This is a genomic window from Mycoplasma sp. 6243, assembly GCF_051200785.1.
GTDB lineage: Bacteria > Bacillota_I > Bacilli_A > Mycoplasmatales > Metamycoplasmataceae > Mycoplasmopsis.
Genome location: NZ_CP195154.1, coordinates 1029713 through 1047393, shown reverse-complemented (window position 1 = coordinate 1047393; position 17681 = coordinate 1029713). Strand labels below are relative to the sequence as shown.

13 protein-coding genes and 2 tRNA genes are annotated in these 17681 nt (G+C 25.8%); 3 read left to right on the top strand and 12 right to left on the bottom strand.

The window, feature by feature from the left end; genetic code table 4:
- Positions 1 to 199: 199 nt before the first annotated feature.
- Genes ACR82Z_RS04415 through ACR82Z_RS04405 form a run of 3 tightly spaced genes read right to left on the bottom strand, consistent with a single transcriptional unit; the run spans position 200 to position 3838 of the window.
- Positions 200 to 1276: an endonuclease gene (locus ACR82Z_RS04415; protein WP_435129310.1), complete on the bottom strand. Its 1077-nt coding sequence runs from the start codon at positions 1274 to 1276 to the stop codon at positions 200 to 202.
- Between the two features lie 9 nt (positions 1277 to 1285).
- Positions 1286 to 2854 carry an endonuclease gene (locus ACR82Z_RS04410; protein ID WP_435129307.1) on the bottom strand — a complete coding sequence of 523 codons (1569 nt, stop codon included), beginning with the start codon at positions 2852 to 2854 and terminating at the stop codon, positions 1286 to 1288.
- Between the two features lie 57 nt (positions 2855 to 2911).
- Positions 2912 to 3838 (bottom strand): ROK family protein, encoded by a 927-nt coding sequence (locus tag ACR82Z_RS04405; RefSeq protein WP_435129304.1) that lies wholly within the window; start codon positions 3836 to 3838, stop codon positions 2912 to 2914.
- A 186-nt stretch (positions 3839 to 4024) separates the two neighbouring features.
- Between ACR82Z_RS04405 and ACR82Z_RS04400 the strand changes: the two genes are divergently transcribed.
- Together ACR82Z_RS04400 and ACR82Z_RS04395 are read left to right on the top strand one after the other, a co-directional pair.
- Positions 4025 to 4110 (top strand) — tRNA-Leu (locus ACR82Z_RS04400).
- A 7-nt stretch (positions 4111 to 4117) separates the two neighbouring features.
- A tRNA-Lys gene (locus tag ACR82Z_RS04395) sits at positions 4118 to 4193 on the top strand.
- Positions 4194 to 4263: 70 nt separating this feature from the next.
- Here the strand turns inward: ACR82Z_RS04395 and ACR82Z_RS04390 are convergent.
- Positions 4264 to 5094: a hypothetical protein gene (locus tag ACR82Z_RS04390; protein ID WP_435129301.1), complete on the bottom strand. Its 831-nt coding sequence runs from the start codon at positions 5092 to 5094 to the stop codon at positions 4264 to 4266.
- Positions 5095 to 5682: 588 nt separating this feature from the next.
- Positions 5683 to 10341, bottom strand: coding sequence for a DUF4011 domain-containing protein (locus ACR82Z_RS04385; RefSeq protein WP_435129298.1), 4659 nt, complete (start codon positions 10339 to 10341; stop codon positions 5683 to 5685).
- A 61-nt stretch (positions 10342 to 10402) separates the two neighbouring features.
- On the opposite strand from ACR82Z_RS04385, the gene ACR82Z_RS04380 reads away from it, so the two are divergent.
- A complete protein-coding gene (locus tag ACR82Z_RS04380; protein ID WP_435129295.1) occupies positions 10403 to 11443 on the top strand; it encodes an IS3 family transposase in 1041 nt (346 codons plus the stop codon).
- Positions 11444 to 11497: 54 nt separating this feature from the next.
- Here the strand turns inward: ACR82Z_RS04380 and scpB are convergent, their stop codons facing one another.
- From scpB to ACR82Z_RS04345, 7 genes are all read right to left on the bottom strand, one after another.
- Positions 11498 to 12073 (bottom strand): SMC-Scp complex subunit ScpB, encoded by a 576-nt coding sequence (gene scpB / locus ACR82Z_RS04375; protein ID WP_435129292.1) that lies wholly within the window; start codon positions 12071 to 12073, stop codon positions 11498 to 11500.
- Complete coding sequence (locus tag ACR82Z_RS04370) at positions 12063 to 12830, bottom strand: segregation/condensation protein A (RefSeq protein WP_435129289.1); 768 nt, start codon at positions 12828 to 12830, stop codon at positions 12063 to 12065. Before ACR82Z_RS04370 ends, scpB begins: the two co-directional genes overlap by 11 nt.
- Positions 12814 to 13587 (bottom strand): lysophospholipid acyltransferase family protein, encoded by a 774-nt coding sequence (locus ACR82Z_RS04365; protein WP_435129286.1) that lies wholly within the window; start codon positions 13585 to 13587, stop codon positions 12814 to 12816. Before ACR82Z_RS04365 ends, ACR82Z_RS04370 begins: the two co-directional genes overlap by 17 nt.
- Positions 13588 to 13905 carry a 4'-phosphopantetheinyl transferase superfamily protein gene (locus ACR82Z_RS04360; protein ID WP_435129283.1) on the bottom strand — a complete coding sequence of 106 codons (318 nt, stop codon included), beginning with the start codon at positions 13903 to 13905 and terminating at the stop codon, positions 13588 to 13590.
- Positions 13906 to 14032: 127 nt separating this feature from the next.
- Positions 14033 to 14818, bottom strand: coding sequence for a hypothetical protein (locus ACR82Z_RS04355; protein WP_435129280.1), 786 nt, complete (start codon positions 14816 to 14818; stop codon positions 14033 to 14035).
- Positions 14819 to 15427 (bottom strand): hypothetical protein, encoded by a 609-nt coding sequence (locus ACR82Z_RS04350; protein WP_435129277.1) that lies wholly within the window; start codon positions 15425 to 15427, stop codon positions 14819 to 14821.
- Between the two features lie 191 nt (positions 15428 to 15618).
- A complete protein-coding gene (locus ACR82Z_RS04345; RefSeq protein WP_435129274.1) occupies positions 15619 to 17568 on the bottom strand; it encodes a S8 family serine peptidase in 1950 nt (649 codons plus the stop codon).
- Positions 17569 to 17681 lie beyond the last annotated feature (113 nt).

The window sequence follows — 17681 nt, the reverse complement described above, 5'->3', positions numbered from 1 at the left end:
CTCCTATATAACTACCAATAAGGTATATTTAATATTTTAATGTCTTAATTATATTATTATATGTAAAAAAATTCAATAAATAATCTGTGTTTTTAAATGTTGTGTTTTATCTGTTTTTGTATTTATATTTTTTGCGAAAATATGATTTTTATAAATTTGCAATTAGTAAATTTATAAAAATACCAAAAAAATACAACTACTACTCTTTGATTACAGCATTATCGCCGTTTGAAACTAAAATACCTTTATCATTAAATGTGTCTGGCATTGCACCAAAAAGATTTGCGGGAAGGTTTGGATAATCTATAAATGGATTTCTAAATTGGTATTTTTTGAAAATTTCATTATTTCGGTTAATATCTACAGCATCAACTGGATCTTGCATATCTCACTTTAAAAGTGTATGTAAAAAATCATCTTTGATATAAGGAAAATTACTTATAAATAAATTATTAGATGCATCTGAATAAATATTTTTTTCATAATACATTAAAATAAAATATAACACACTACGAGCCACATCACCTTTAAATTTATCAATCACTTCAAACACCATTTGTCCTTTGTTATTTGTTCCAAGTTTTGACCCGTTCTTAAAGGTAAAAGTTACATTTTTTACTTCTCCAAAAGGAAAATTACCCCTTTTAGAGTTTACAAATGTATCTAATGGTCAAGTTACAAATGGATCGGGTTGCATCGGATCATCGCTTGAGTATCATTTTTCTGGTATTAAATGTCCACGCATTTGTGCAGTATTTTCAGATGATGAATTAGCATTTTCTACAAAAGTTTGTTTTGAAGCAAAATTAGTTTTATCTGGTTGAGCTGTAAAAATATCTAAAATACATCCATCTTTTTTATAATATAAATCTTTATATGCCCTAGATTCATTGTAAAAAGTTTTTAATGTTTCATATATAACTGAACCGTGTAAAATACCAGCTCGGATTCCGTGATGATGCATTTCTAATGCTCTTCATAAATCCATACCTTTTTTACCATCTGCAGATGCATAATAATTAGATGGTTTATAAACTAAATTACTTGTATCCGTCAAATTAATTGGACTTCTATCTTCTTCTGTTGTCGCTGGGTTTGTTTTAGAACCTGGATTTGTTGTTTTATCAGCAGATTGTCCTGATGTAGTAGTTTGATTATCGTCTTTATCACCAGACTTTTTATCCACCTTACTCGGATGTGATGCACAACTGGTTGCTATTGCAGCTGCAGCAGGGATAAAAAATGATAATGATAATAATTTCTTATTAAATTTCATATACTTCCTTTATGAATTTAGTATCTCGGATGAACCATTTGATACTAAAATTCCTTTGTTTATAAATGGTTTAGGATTTTTTGAAAATAAATTTTCAAAAAGGTTGGGATAATCGATAAAAGGATTTCTTAATCCATAAACTCGATATGTTTCGTTATTTCGATTGATATCAAAAGCATCGACAGGGTCTTTAGTATCTCAATTTAAATAAGTTTTCAAAAAGTGTGCTTTAATATTTGGAAATGTTTGAGTGAATATATTAGTTTCTTTATGATAAATACTGTTATCATGGTAAATTGTAATAAAATATAAATAACTTCGTGCTACATCACCTTTAAAAGTATCAATTACTTCAAAAACTTTTTGACCTAGAATGTTTGTCCCTAATTTTGAACCATTTTCAGTTGTTAATTCTACATTCTTTACATTATCATGTGGAAAATCAGCACGCTCTGAATTTACTTTGATATCAGTTGGTCATACAAAATTCGGATCAGAACGCATTGGTAGATTTTTATTAAACCAGCTTTGTGGTATTAAATGCTCACGATTTGTACCTTTTCCTTCGGTATTAGCAGAGTCTCCACCTTGATAACTTTTATATTCATAAGGATCTTTACCGTTTGGATTTTCTGAATAAATATCCAATAAAGAATTATCTTTTTCATAATATAAATCTATGAATGCTTTTGAATCCTTATAAAATTCAGGTAATTTCTTATATGAATCTTTATTTTTTAATTCATTTAAATGTGTTTTTTGCAGCTTGCTTAGGGCTTCTCAAAGTGCTTTTCCACTTTTTCCATTTGCTGCTTGATAATAATTATCTGATTTATATTTTAAATTTGATGTCTCAACTGGATTTGGGATTTGGATATTAAATTCTTGTTTTGGTTGTATCTGAACTGGTGATGAATTTGTTTGAGTAGTTTGTTTTTGCACTTCAAAAACTATAGAAAAAGTATTATCTGAAAGTAATGTAACTTTTCCTTTGGAAATTTTAGCAACTTTAAAAAATAATTTAAATTGATTATTTTCAGCTGTATATCTTAAATAATCATTTGGTTTTTCGTTATTTTCTTGCTTTGGTTGTTGATCATTTACCATATTATATGTTTTATCTATATTGACATCAAAAATATTCCTTAAACTACGATCCCCAAGGTTTTTTCAGTTTAATGACTCATCTTTATTAAGTTTGATAATTTTCTTATTTTTCCAATCATAAACAATTTTTAAATCACTCGTAGCAACTTCATTTAATAAATCTTGCTTAAGCAATGAAACCATATCTAAATGACTTGAAACAAAGTTATCTAATTCATTTCCACTAAAATTTCCTGATTCAGATTGGACCTTAGGAATCTTATTTTCTGTCTTTGGTTGCTGTTTATTCACAGGATTTTGTGGGGCTTGTTGTTTTTGACCACCTGATTCCTTAGGGATGCTTATTTCAGATGGTTTTTGTGAATTTTTGTCTGTTTTTTCTTGTGTAGAATTGCTTTGACTATTGCAACTTGTTGCTATTAGGGTAGCAACTGACGCAATAGTTAAAAAAGGTAATAAAAATTTCTTCATAATTCTCCTTATTACATCTTAATTATAAACTTTTATAAGCAGATGTGATTGTTTTGATTAATTATCCATATTATTTCGCATTTTAGTTAAATAATATAGACCGATTAATGCAGAATCATCACCGTGTTGATCAAAGATAAGTTTGACATCTTTAAAATGATTAGGATCACTAATTAATTTTGCTTTTTCAAATGCATCAATTACAAAATATTTTTGAGCAAGTGCTAAACTTCCGCCAATATAAAAATTATGTGGAGATAACAAAGCAGCACAAGTAGCAAAAATATTTGTTAATACATCAGACGCTTCTTTAATTAAATTCATGGCTTTAGCATCGTTATTTTTAGCTAATTCAAACACCTCTTTTGCTGAATTTGCTAATGATAATGCTTTTGCCTTGGTTTCAATACCACTACCTGAACAATGTAACTCTAATGCATAAGGATTTTTAAGACGATGTTCTTGATAAAAACCGATTTTGCTTGCAGGTAGTTGGGCAATTTCTTGTGCATAATAATCACGTCCATGATAAATTTTATTATCTATAATCAGTCCTGCACCAAAACCTGTACTGATAGTAAAAAATTGACTTATTTTATCTGAATTAAATCCATTTGCTTTTACATGATTTGCTAAGGCCATAACATTTGCATCATTTTCAAAAACAATATCAGAAAGTGTGCTTGTTTGCATAAGATAACTTCTTACATCAAAATTTACTCAACTACCTGCTAAGTTAGGACTCTTTAAAACAATACCTTTTTGATAATCAGATGGTCCCGGAATGCATAAAGCAAGATATTTAATTTCATATTTTTTAATTTGTTCGATTATTCAATCACAAGTTTTTTCTGCTGATAGATAATCAGTTTGTGTTTTGCTCTTTTTGATAATGTTTCCATATTTATCAAATACAGCAAAGCGAGTATTGGTTCCGCCAATATCAACAGCAGCATATTTAGAATTTTGTAAATGTTCTTTCATATTTTAATTTTACTTCATTTATTTTAGATATTTAAAAGTTTCTTTTAAATATCATAAAATTCTTTATTTGCTTAAAAATATGTGAAAAACTGCATTGTAAATTAATAGTGTTCATAAGAAAAATAAATAAAATAAAAATTATGTTATTATTCTTTTGTGCTATAATTTATAAGCAATTAACGAATTGCCCAGGTGGCGGAATGGTAGACGCAAGGGACTTAAAATCCCTCGGTCGCAAGACCGTGCTGGTTCAAGTCCAGTCTTGGGCACCAGGATTGTGCGTCCTTAGCTCAGCAGGTAGAGCAAATGGCTTTTAACCATTGGGTCAGAGGTTCGAATCCTCTAGGACGTACCATTTCAAGTAATTGACCAAAGGCCTTTGGTCTTTTTTTATACAAAAATATGTCTAAACCTATATTCTAGACTTAAACATATTTATTTAGATGCGATAATATTATTTTTTTAATTTTAGGTATACTTCCAAATCATTGTTCATCAATGAATATATATGAATATTTAATATGTTTTAAAAGACATTTTAAAGGTTTACCAACCTTTTGCTGATCTAAATAATTTTTATTTATTAAGTTTATAAATTCAGTATTTATTAGTTCGTTTTGTCTTTTTTGACTTTGCTGTATATCTTTACTATTAATAACATTCAAACGGTTATTTTTAATAAATTCTGGATTTTTAAGAATAATAAAAGCTAAAGTTGTTTTGGGTTGTGAATTTAGAATAAAATTCATCAGTGGTTTATACCATATGTATCATAAAAATTTTTGTTTTTGGTTAAAAAACTGCATTTTTTCAAGCACATTATGAGCAATAAATTCTTCAATTAAATGTCGATCAATTACAGAACAATCATATTTTTGCATCATCTGCTGTTGTCTAAGGCGATCAGTAAAAAAAGTTCATTGATATTTAAAAGCATTATTTTTTAAATCTTTTAAACACTCATTATATGGTTTTATTATTTTACTGCGATCATTTAGAATTATAAAATTATTAGGAATTCAAAAATCATCTAATTTTGCTATTAATGTTGATTTTCCTGAGGCTCCCATACCGATAAATGCTATTGAAAGTTGCTTGTTTTTACTGATAAAAAATAAATATAAATAAATAATTTGATATATTAAAATTAAAAGTATTTTTGATATATCTACTATTTTTAAAGAATAAAAAATAATTGCAAAAATACTAGATAAAAATGTTAATATATATGAAAATCTGATTCCAAAAATTAACATCAAAATAAAGATAATATAAATGCTTTCTGATATACTAAAAATTACTTTCGATTCTGTATCATAGGTAAAAAAGTAATTTTTTAAAGTATTTTTAAACCAAAAACCTAAAAAATAAGTTAAATTAAAAATAAGAATAAATAAAATTATTAAAAATAAAATAGAAATAATATTTAACCGATAATATATAAATTTATTTCCTTTATTAGTTTTATGCCATCTTATTAATTGTTTTAAGATTGATAAAGTTAGAATAATAAAAGTTATTAAAGTAGTAAATAAGTTAATATAATTTTTATAAATTAAATGGAAAATACAATTAATAACAAAATAAATAATAAAGTATATAAACGATAAAATATTCCTTTTAGCACTATTATATAGTGCTAAAAGATAAATGATACTACTTAGAGCATAAATTATTAAAATAGTTAATTCATAACTATTTTTATAGATTTGTATTCGTTTTAATGTGATATTATATATGATTAAAAACACTATAATTGGATAAAAAAGCAAAATGATTCATAAATGACTTTTTAACATAATAAAATTATAATAGTTTTAAAAAGTTGTATAAATAAAAGCAAGTTAATTTGCTTTTACCAGTTTATAATGCTCATTCGATATTTCTTCAAGTAGTTGGTTATCAATCATTTTATCGATTACTGATTTTATTTTATTTTTAGTGTTCACAGTTAATGCTTTATTGTTAGTTCGTAAAAGAATTTCAGTGCAAATACCTTTCAAATCAAACACCTGAGCATATTTAAATAGTGTTAAAATTAAATATTGAAGTTCATTATTATGAATTTCATTTATCGGTCTGCGTTCATCATCTTCATCTGATTGTCTAAAGATGAATTTAAAATTTTCTGAATCAGGATAAACAAATTCATCAGAATCCAAAACCAATTTATATCTATTTATTACAGACTGAGCAAAATCCTTTACTTTATTTGTTACAGAATTTTCTTCTAATAAAATTTTTATTAAGGTAAGAAATTTATTGAATGCTAATGCTCCTGATTTTTCAAAAATTTTGAGCAATATTTCTTTACATTTGAATGTATTTCTCAAGTTAGAATGTAAATTAAATTCTACTTGATAGTGTCGTGCGCTTTTTTGTATTGGTCAATATTGTTCAAAAATTTCATCTTTAGGACATTTATTTTCTTTTAAATATGTATTTACTGTTGATTCTTGATGGGTATTATTTGCTATTTTAGGTATACCTGTTACTTGCTGCGATTGATTTTTATTAGACATTTTTAATTCTTCTAATTTATTTAATATTTTTTGAACTTCACGGTCCGAATTATTAAACCAATCAGTAGACCAGATGCGATGGATTGTTCAACCACGTCTTTCTAAGACTTGTTGTCTTAAGCGATCTCTATCACGAGTTGATTTAGAAGAATGATATAAAGCTCCATCACATTCTATACCTAAAATAAACTTGTTTGTTTTAGGATTTACAATTCCTAAATCAATTCGATACCCTGAAACACCAACTTGGGTGCGAACCTGTAAGCCTTGCATTATTAGTTTATCATATACTTGTTTTTCAAAACCTGAATCAAAATTTATACTTAGATTACCATTATTACCATTGTTATCACTTAGATTAGAAATACCAAATTCTGCATTTTTAATAAATTGCTCTAAGATTTTTATCCCACGACTTTCACTACGGAATCAGTCTATTTGCGAACTTTTAAAATTAGAAATTATATGCATTCCTATTTTAGAACGAGTTATTGCAACATTTAAACGCTTATAACCTGAATTACTGCGATTTATTGCACCAAAACTTGCTCCAAAACGATCGTTTGAAATTCTTTTTGCTTCAATTATGAAGATAATAATATCTCTTTCATCTCCTTGGACTCCATCAATGTTTTTAACAAAAAATGGTTCATCTTTATTTTTTTCAAAGAAATAAGCTAATTCAGGATTGCTTTCTCTAAATTTTTCAATTTCTCTTTCAACTTTATCTAAGATATTAACATTAAATACAACAATACCTACAGAATACTTATCTCTATGAGTTTCAATAATATCTTTAAGAAGTTTTTTAGTTTCTTCAATTAATACAAAAATATCTTCTTTTTTATTAAAAGTATCATTCTCTGCATAAATAAAGTTTAATCCCTCAAATTTTTTAGGGTTTCTTGAGTTAGGAAAGGTTATTAAATCTCTATAAATCATTTGATTTGATGTATGAATTAGTTCTTCGAATTTTGAACGGTAATGTCATTTTAGTCTTATCGAATCATATCTAGAAGCAACAAAATCAAGCAACGAGTCGTAACCAGATGAAATATCTTCACTTTCTTCATCAATATAAGTTTCGGATATGAGTTGTTTTTCAAAGAAGTCAGAAGCAGGCATTTGTTCTTGATCACCAACTATTATAGCTTGTTTAGCACGAAAAAGTGAACAAATTGCTTTTTCAGGTTTTATTTGAGAAGCTTCATCAAAAATCACTGTATCAAATTCAAAATCAATATCTTTGAATAAATTTGATACCATTAAGGGTGATAATAATAAACAGGGTTTTACATCTAATATAAAGTTATACGCTTTTTCAAAGATTTTCTTAAAAGGTAAAAAATTTCTCTTCTTTTGACTTTCTGCTTTAATTATTCTATATTCGGAGCTATTTTTAGATAAAATGACTTTATAACTTAAATATTCATCAATTTTTTGTTTAACTTTTTGCTTCGAAAATGAAAGGTATTCAATTTCTTTTTCGCGTAATATATCAAGGTGTGTAGATAGAAATTGTGCTTGATTTGTTTTAACTTCATTTCATAATATATTTTGAATCAATATTTGATAATTTTTGCGTAAATAAATTTCTTGAAAATAATTAGTTATTCTGTTTTTAATAATTGCATTGACAAATGATTCTAAGTTTATATATTTAAGTTCACTTATAGTTCAATTTAATTCGATATATGGCTCCAATGTATCATAAAAATTTTTTTGTAATGTTTGTATTTTTGATATTAATTGTTGGTAATCATAATTTGCATAATCAATTTGTTTTTTATCAAAAAATGAGATAAAGGTGTTTCAATTTGAATAAAATTTTTCAAAATCATCTATCATCTGATTAATATATGATAGGTTAGTCAAAAAAGAAATAAAACCATTACTTTCTGTATCATTAAATTCAATAATTTTATCAAAGACATCAATTAATTCATTTAGTTTATCAACATCATCTATATCAGATACACCTAACTTATTTCAAATTTCTTTTATATCTAATTTATTTTTTAAATATTGTGCAACCTTTTTGTATAAATTTGAAATCCCTTTATCTTGCTTAGATAAAACTTTAAACGATGATTTTTTAAGTTGTTTTTTAGCATATTTTCAAGTTGATGAAAATATTCTAGTTCATGAGTTTTCTATGCTAGGTATTTTACTATTAATTTCTTGTATCTTAATTTGTTGTATTACATTAACATCAACAAAATGCTCAATAAATTCATCTAATAACTTGTTATTTTCACTTTTCTTATTAAATATGGTTTTTAAATTATCCTTAATTTGTATAAATTCTGCATAGTTTGCAAATTTATATAATTCAATGTTATATTTTGTATATAAATTAAGTTGAATAAATATTTTTTGAAAATTGTTAATAAAAATATTTGAAGGTTTTAATAAAATATTATTAAAATATTCATTAATATTAGCAAAATTGTTAATAAGGTTTCAAATACTCTCTTTTAATGATTGATATATTTGTTGGTTTTTTTGATTTATATTTAAACCATTTCATACCGATGCTTGCATATCAAAATTTAATTCTTTATATGCTTTATAAAAACTATCTATTTTTTCAAGAATATTCTCATGTTCATAAAGTGACAATTCTGAGAAATTTCCTGTATAAAATTCTATATCAGGATAGTTTTCTAACTTATAATATTCAGAAATATATTCATATAAATTTAAGTTTTGTGGTTTTCTTTTTTTAATGAGTATTTCACCATATGCATCTAAAATGTCTTTGCTATTATTATGTTTTACTAATAATGCATCAGTTTTTTCGCTATCTAATTCATAAAATTTTGAATTTTCTATCGATGTTATTATATCATTAAGTATTTTCCTTTTATCAAGATCACCATCGTGAATTGCAACTGTATATTTTTCTAAACCTATTTTTTTAAGATTATTAAATACAACTTGCAATGCTGTATTTTTTTCTGCTACAAATAGTACTTTTTTATTTCTTGCAATTAACTCAGTAATAATGTTAGTAATTGTTTGTGATTTTCCTGTCCCAGGAGGTCCTTGTAAAACAAATGATTTACCTTTAATAGCATTTTGAATCGCTACTTCTTGAGATGAATCAGCATCTAGTCCACGATATTCTGTATTAACATCAATATGTGAATTAATATTATCAGAATTAATGGAACTAATATCATAATTACTTAAATCTCCTTTACCTTGAAATCCTTGGTAAAAATTACTTTCAGTAATTTTTTGACTATTATTTTGGATATCTTCATATATAGCAATCTTAGTGAAATCAAATGTCGAAATATAGCAATAATCAATAATTTTTCATCTTGTATCGTTCGGATATGAATTCAATATTTTAGAGCTAAGTTCTTGGTATTGGGTATATAAATCTAAATTCTCATCACGATTTCACTCCACAAAGATACCAAAATCTTCTTTCAATTTTAAAAAAAGTGATTCATTTATTATTACATTACTTGTGTCTGTAAATTCAATCTTTCAGATGTTTTCTTGTCTTTTTAATGTAATCGGAATAAATAAAAGTGGTGAATAATGAAATACATCAGAGTTTGAATCTTCATATCATTTTAATAACCCAATAGTAAAATAAAGAATATCAATAGAATATTCTTCTTTAAATGTATCGACTTTTATCTTAATTTTTTTTAACCTTAGCTCAATTTCTTCGGTTTCAGAATTTGTATAAAAAATATTCGACTTAGTGTTATTTTGTGTTTGTGAAGATTCATCAATTGTTTTTATTTTGAACACTTTATTTTCTGTGTCTTCAAAAATGGATAAAATCTCTTGCAAGGATGGAATAACAATTTGAATTTGTTGTTTATTTTTAGTTTTAAAATTTGTGCTTTCACCTAGTGGATCAACTTTAAAAGTTATTGCATTATTTCTGTTCGATAAATCCAATAATTTTTGTTTTCATTTCTTAAGATTAACATCAATATCTGCTTGATTTTTCATAAATATTATTATAGTTTTTTTTTTTTTTTTTGTGAAATGAAAAATAAAGTAGGTCTGAAATATGGAAAATCAATTATTAACCAAAAGTGGTTCACAAAGAAAACCAGGTTCTGGAAGACCGAAGAAAGACAAGAAATCTAAGGTTCCAAATTTTGAAAAATTTACCAGACAAGATCTAATAATTATCGCGACTCGATACTATGAAATCGCAGAAAAAATGGATAAGAATCAAAAGAAAAATGAGTCTCATGAATTAGAAGACTTATCACAAACTAAGACAGCAGAAATATTAGATGCAACTAGACAAACTATCTCAAAATGAAAAACAAATTCAATAAGCAAAAAGGAAGAAAAATACGAGCAGTACAGAGAAATAATCCTGAAAGTTTTTTACGAAAACAAGCAAGTTTATGGTCGTGTAAAAATGTCTATAGTATTAAGAGAAAAATACGGAATATACATAAATTACAGGACTTTAGGAAGAATAATGAAATATTTAAATATAAAATCTTTTGTTCGTAATAAGAAAAAAGTTCGTGAAAAGAAGAATACAAATTTTCAAAAAGAAGATCTAGTTAAAAGAGATTTTAATGATAAAGATTCTGGAGGAATCATCGCTACTGATGTAACATATATCCCTGCTCCTGCCGACCTAAAACCTTTCCAAAACCATATATTCTTATCTGCAATTATTGAACATAAAACTAAAAGAATTTTAGGATATTCAATATCCACCAAAAATGATTTAAAACTTGTTATCGATAACTTTAAAAACATTAAAGATTTTAATCGTGATTCTTTTATAATCCATTCGGATCATGGATATCAATATACTTCAAAATACTATATTGATATGATAGAAAGAAAGAATGGAAAAGTTTCATTTTCAAGAGTTGGTAATTCTTTGGATAATAGAGAAATAGAGTATTGATTTTCATGCTTAAAATCTGAATGACTAAAAAAGGTAGATTATTCAAAAATTACTTTCGATGAATTAAAAAAACTAATACACCAATACATAATTTGATATAATACAAAACGAATTCAATCTGTTTTAGATTGAAAATCACCTCAGCAATATGCTGAGATGATACAATGTTAATTTTCTGTTAATTTTTATGTCCTTGTTTAAAAAATAACCTATCTAAATGATAGGTTATTTATTTTCTCTTTGGCTGGTAAATAAATCAAAATCATTTACCTCATTTTCAACACCATCAACATAATTAAAATCATCTAGTTTTGGTAAATCCCGTAAGGTAGAAATTTTAAAGTGATCATAGAATTTATTTGTTATCCCATATAATATTGGTCTACCAGGAGTAGGCGAAATACCAACCTCTTCAATCACACCATTAACTAATAAAGTATTAATTACCTGATCAGAACCGGTTCCTCGCACTTTGTTAATTTGACTGCGGGTTATTGGTTGTTTATAAGCTACAATTCCTGCTACTTCAATAGCAGCATTTGATAAACGATGTGGACGCACAACTGATACCATCTTAGTTATATATTCTTTAACACTTTCACGGGTAGCTAATTTATATATTTCATTGAATACTACAACTTTTAAACCACGATCTTCAGAGTTGAAATCCTTATGAAAATCTGCCATTACTTTTTTTGCTTCGTGTAAGGTATTTAAGTTAAATATTTCTTTAACTTGTTCTAAAGTAAGTCCATCATCACCTTGAATATATAAAAGTGCCTCTAATATTTTATTCTTCATTGAATTTTTCTCCTCTGGTTATTGAAATTACATCAAATTGATTATCTTGTTTGATTAGTAAATACTGTTGTCTTGCTAAATCTAAAACTGCAATTAAGGTAATAACAAAGTGATTTAAGGATGGTTGATTAAATACCATTTCAAAAGTTAAGGTTTGGTGTTGTCTTAATAAATTCTTAATAAACGGAAATTGATCGGATGGTGTTAAATTAAACTTTTCAAGTTTGGTTTGTCTCAAATGCTGTGCATAAACTCTTTCAAACATCTTACGCAGAACATTAATTAATTTTATCGGATTTGAATGTCCATCAAGTTTTGCTGAATCACTGTCTTGAATGTATTCATCAATATTACTTGCTTTTTTAATATAAATATCAGCGCGCTGACTTTGAAATGTTTTTAAAGCTTCACGAACCTGACGAAACTGCTCATATTCAACTAAGTCTTGAATAAACAATTTCTTTTCTTGTTCTATTTCTTCATCGACTTCGTCTGGACCTTGTAGGATCATCTTTGCTTTTAGGTTAATTAAGGTTGTAGCCATTACTAAATAATCGCCAGCAATATCAATTTCTGCTTCTTTTAAATGATTAATGATTTGAATATATTGAGTTGCTAATTCGATTAAATTAACTTCCATGATGCTTATTTTCTTCGCTTTAATTAACTCTAACAACAAATCAAGTGGTCCATCAAAATCAGCTAATTTGAAATTATGCTCATAAGAATAGTTAAGATTTTTATTTTTTAATTTCATCAGTATATCCTAACTTTGCAGCAATCATATCTTTTGCTTTAGTTGCAATTATTGCTGGTTCCTTAGTAATATTAGTTTTGGCTTTTAAAGTAGTTAAAAATGAAACTGTAACTTTGATTCTGCCATGACGTTTGAGACTAAAAGCATCTAATGTATTTGAGATAGCAACAGGAATCACATCCATATATGTATTATTGGCCATTTTATAGATACCTGATTTAAAATCACCTAATTTCTCTTCTTTAATGCGGGTTCCTTCCGGAAAGACAATTCCAAAAGTTTTTTGATTTTTGACAAAATCAGTAAATTCATCTAATGTACGAAGACTATCGCGGATATTTTTGTTATCTATAAAAAATGAATCAAGTAGTTGCATTGATTTATAAATAGTTTTACTTTTTTTCAATCCTTCTTTACCAATAAATGTAGGGACACGAGGCTTATCAATAAATTCTTGATTTGTTTGTTCTAATGCAGCAATCAAAACTAAGGCATCAATATATGATTTATGGTTAGGAGTTAAAATAATTCCACCATTATTTGGAATATTTTCAATGCCTTCAATAGCTAAATCAATATTATAAATTTTAATTAATTTCTTAGCAATTTTTAGAATAAACTTATAGCGTTGTTCACGAGAAACTAATTCAGGTGTTTTTTTATACTTACGCAGCATTGAACCAAGTTTCAATCAACGACGCAATCATGCTAAACATGTAGCAAGAAACTTAATTCTAGTATCTATTGTAAATTTCATTTATTCCCCCATATTAATTACAAAAGCAATCAATATATCTTTTTCATGCGAAATTGTAATAATAAAATCTTTAAAGATTCATCTATTATTTATTTTTTTTATATCAATTTCTTTAAATTTATAATATTGATTATCTGCTTTGAAAATAGCTTCCTTTATTGCTCAACTTCGTGCTAAAAATAATTGCTTTTGTTTTTGTTTAAGTTTATCAAATTTAACTAATTCATCTGCAGAAAGCAACCTATCAATAAAAGAATTACTTTTGTTTACAAACCTGGAAATATGTGTTATATCAACACCTATTTTCAATTTATTCATATCTTAAATTATATTATAAAATTAGGTTTTTTAGTGTATAAAAATAAGCTAATTTTAATATTTTTTGCTTTTAAATTTATGTGTTTTGTTATTAAAACACAACAATATTAATATTGTTGTGTATATTTTATACTCGATCACCATATTTTGTTAAAAGTGTTTTGTAAATATTTTTAGTTTGAGTTTTTGTTAAATTTTCATCTATAAAAATCTTTTTTCCTTTATTAAAAGTAATTACAGTTAATTTTACATCTTTGTATAAAAAGTCTTTTTCATATTGTGGTGAACTTTGATATAACCAAAAATCTTCAACATAATATAAGTCATTTGGACTAACTACATCAAATATTAAATGAGTATCTGATTGGTGTGTAGGATCTGGTATAAGATATTTTTGATTGTATTTGTTTTTATCGTTTGGATCGAGTCAATATTGAGCTATAAGTAAGTTATTTTCTTTAAAGAAAGTTTCAAGGTTTTGGTTATTTAAAAAAATATTAGAAAATTTTTGTAAATTAAGTTCAAGAATATCTTTTTCATCTAATTTTCGAATATCGAAATCTAAACTATATTTTTTACTATTATATAGTTCCACAAATAATTTACGATCAAATTTATTAAGTATTTTTTCCTTTAGGTCATCTAGTGTCTCAATAATAAGGTATGGCTGCTTAAATAAAGGTATCTTATCTTTGTTTCAAAGATAACTTCAATGCTTACCAAAGCGATCTTGGTTAGATACTATTTTATTTTGCTTTTGATATCACTCGAGTAAATTATTAAATTCATTTGTGGCATTAATCTCTGCTTTATTTTCCGTCGGTTTTTTTGTTTCAACATTTGAGCAAGCAATTAAAATAGGTGCAATCATTGATACAGAAACAAATAATATCAATCACTTATGATGCTTCATTTATTTTACCTCATATTTTTTTTCAAGAAATTCAAAGAGATCTATAACTTCTTGCTTAGTTAAGTGATCATTTACAATCGGATTAATTTTAATATTTTTATTTATTACAGCAGAATCCATAAATGATGCACCTCCACTTGCAGGTTGGTAATACCTCGCAGGTTGCAATTGTCCAGTATGTACTTTAATAAACGAGATTTCATCAGGATTACTTCTAGGATTATATATCAAGTAATCTATTTGGGAATAGTCAATACGATAGCGAGCATGTCAAGATGTAGAAAGAACCAAGTTTTTTGTCTTAAAAAATTCATCTATTTTTTGATTATATAAATATTGTTCTTCGAATTTTTGTTCATTATACTTATTTATTTGCTCTTGTGTCATATTATTAGGATTAATTTTTCAATAATCATTGATATTAAAATCCCTCTCTTTTTCATTTAACCTTAAAAACATATTGTATATTTTCTTATAAAAATCTAGTGAAAACCTACTTAAATAATCATTCCGAACTTGATTGGAACTTGTAAATATTGTAAAATTATTCTTTAATAAGGTTTCAACACCATACCCACCATTATTTTCACCAGATTCTCATTTTAACATAAAAAATCATATGGATTTCTTTTTATATTAGTTTGGGTTTGGTAAAGATCAAGTAATTCAGCAAATCTTAAACGATAATCAATATTTTCATCGTCGTAATTTATAGAAACTTTGTTACTAGAGCATGACAAAACTATTAAAGAAGTTGATAAAACAGAAGATGCTAATATAGTTTTAAATGTTCTTTTCATTTATCAAGATACCAAATATGTCATTGCAATATTATCATCAATAGAATTTTCAAATAATGAATCTTTATATTTTACTACCCTTGCTCGATATAAACCTGATATATTTGCATTATGGATTATAAGTTCATCTGTTGAATCTTCTGTAATTATTTTTTTAATTTGCTTTCAATTCCCATTTTTATCTTTATATTCTAAAATTAAATCATAATCAGAATATAATTTTTGTTCTTGTCTTTTTAGGGTTTCATGTAATTTAAGTTGGCTGTCGTTTTTATGTGTACCACTTCACACTAAATCTGCAATTCCTGTTCCGATTGCAAAAAACGGAATTAAATATAGATATCAACTAAAATTCGAACTTGGTTTATTTTCTTTATTTTTAAGCAATCCAGCATTGAATAATCACGAACTAGCTACTCTTATGTTTTGTCCTTTATAAGCATAAAATTCTTTTGTTGCTAACACAGTTCCGTTTGTTTTTTTATCAATATTAGCAATTGTTAGATTATCAAACGCTTTAAGCATCTTTTCAAAATTAGGAATACCAGCTCCATATTTTAGTGAGTACCCATTACTTTTATAAGCTATATCATTATTATTCGGTATTCAAGATGCCACAGCTAAAATTGCTTTAATTGCTTGAATTCTATAATTATCATTATTAATTAAACTTTTCTCTCTTAACAATGTAGATATCAACCCTGAAATAATTGGTGCTGCATAACTTGTACCGATTTTATTATATTGAATATCACCATAACCCAATATTTTTCTTTTATATAAATAACCTGGTGCAACAACATTAGGTTTTACTAAGTTTTTATATTTATCAAATAATAGATAATTTGAATATCGGGCAATATTATCAGATGATATTCCACGATATGAATCATATTCTAATGCTCCGACTACAATATTGTTAATTGATAATGATTTTGAATTTATTCATTCATTTCCTTTGTCACGGTTATCATTATCATTACCGGATGCAAATACATTTATAATTCCATATTTTCTTGAAATACTATCCAAAAGTAAGTTATTTTCATTATATTCGCTACCTAATAAATCATAAATCGATCCATAACTATGATTTATAACTTTTACACCATTTTTAACAAACCATTCAAGGGCACCTTCTCATTCTTTATCAGTTTTAAAACTACTAAAATACATTTTAGCGTATCTGTCGAATCCCTGACTACCAGCTGCAATCAATGGAACCTCTTGAGAATGATGGTTTAATTCAAGATTTTTATTTGTTATTAGAATCTCATAACCTCTGTTTAAAAAGTCATTATCCATAGTTTCATCAAATTTTCCACCAACTTCTAAAATTCCAATTTTAGATGTGGGTATATAACTTCTATGATTTTCTTGCTCTTTTTGTTTAATAAAATCCATAAACAAATCATTATTATTATTTATTTTTCTATAAAGTTTATAATATGGATCATATTGATTACTATTGCTTAGTTGTACAACACTTTGATCAAAAAGAACAATTCCTAATATTGAATCAAGTTTTTGTATTTTTTCAACAAAATTTTTTCGTTGTTCTTCGTTTTCAAAATAAAATCAAACAAACGGTGCTAACGAAGAAGTTTTAACATCTTTAAAAATTAGATTTGATTTTTTGATTTTTTCAATGAAATCTTGGTTCTTGTTTTTTAACAAATCCTCCAAATCATTTTCGCTATTTTTGTCTAATTCATGTTTTAAAATAATTTTCAACTCGAAATTTTTAAGTGAATTAATTATAGTCGGATCAGAAGAACTTGTCTTTATTCTAAAATTCCTCACTTGAAATTTATTATTATGATAATTTTCAAATCATTTAATATCAGATTTTCCTTTTTCTTTAACTGAAAAAATCACTGTAGATGCTAAAACTAATGCAGTCGTAGGTAAAGCTCATCATAACATCTTTAATTTACTAAATCTTTTCATTATCAATTCCTTTTAGTTTTTATTATTAAAACAATATATTTATAATGTTCTAAATATAATATCTATCATTATTTTAACATAAAAGCATATTTTTGTAGAAATATTCGTAAATT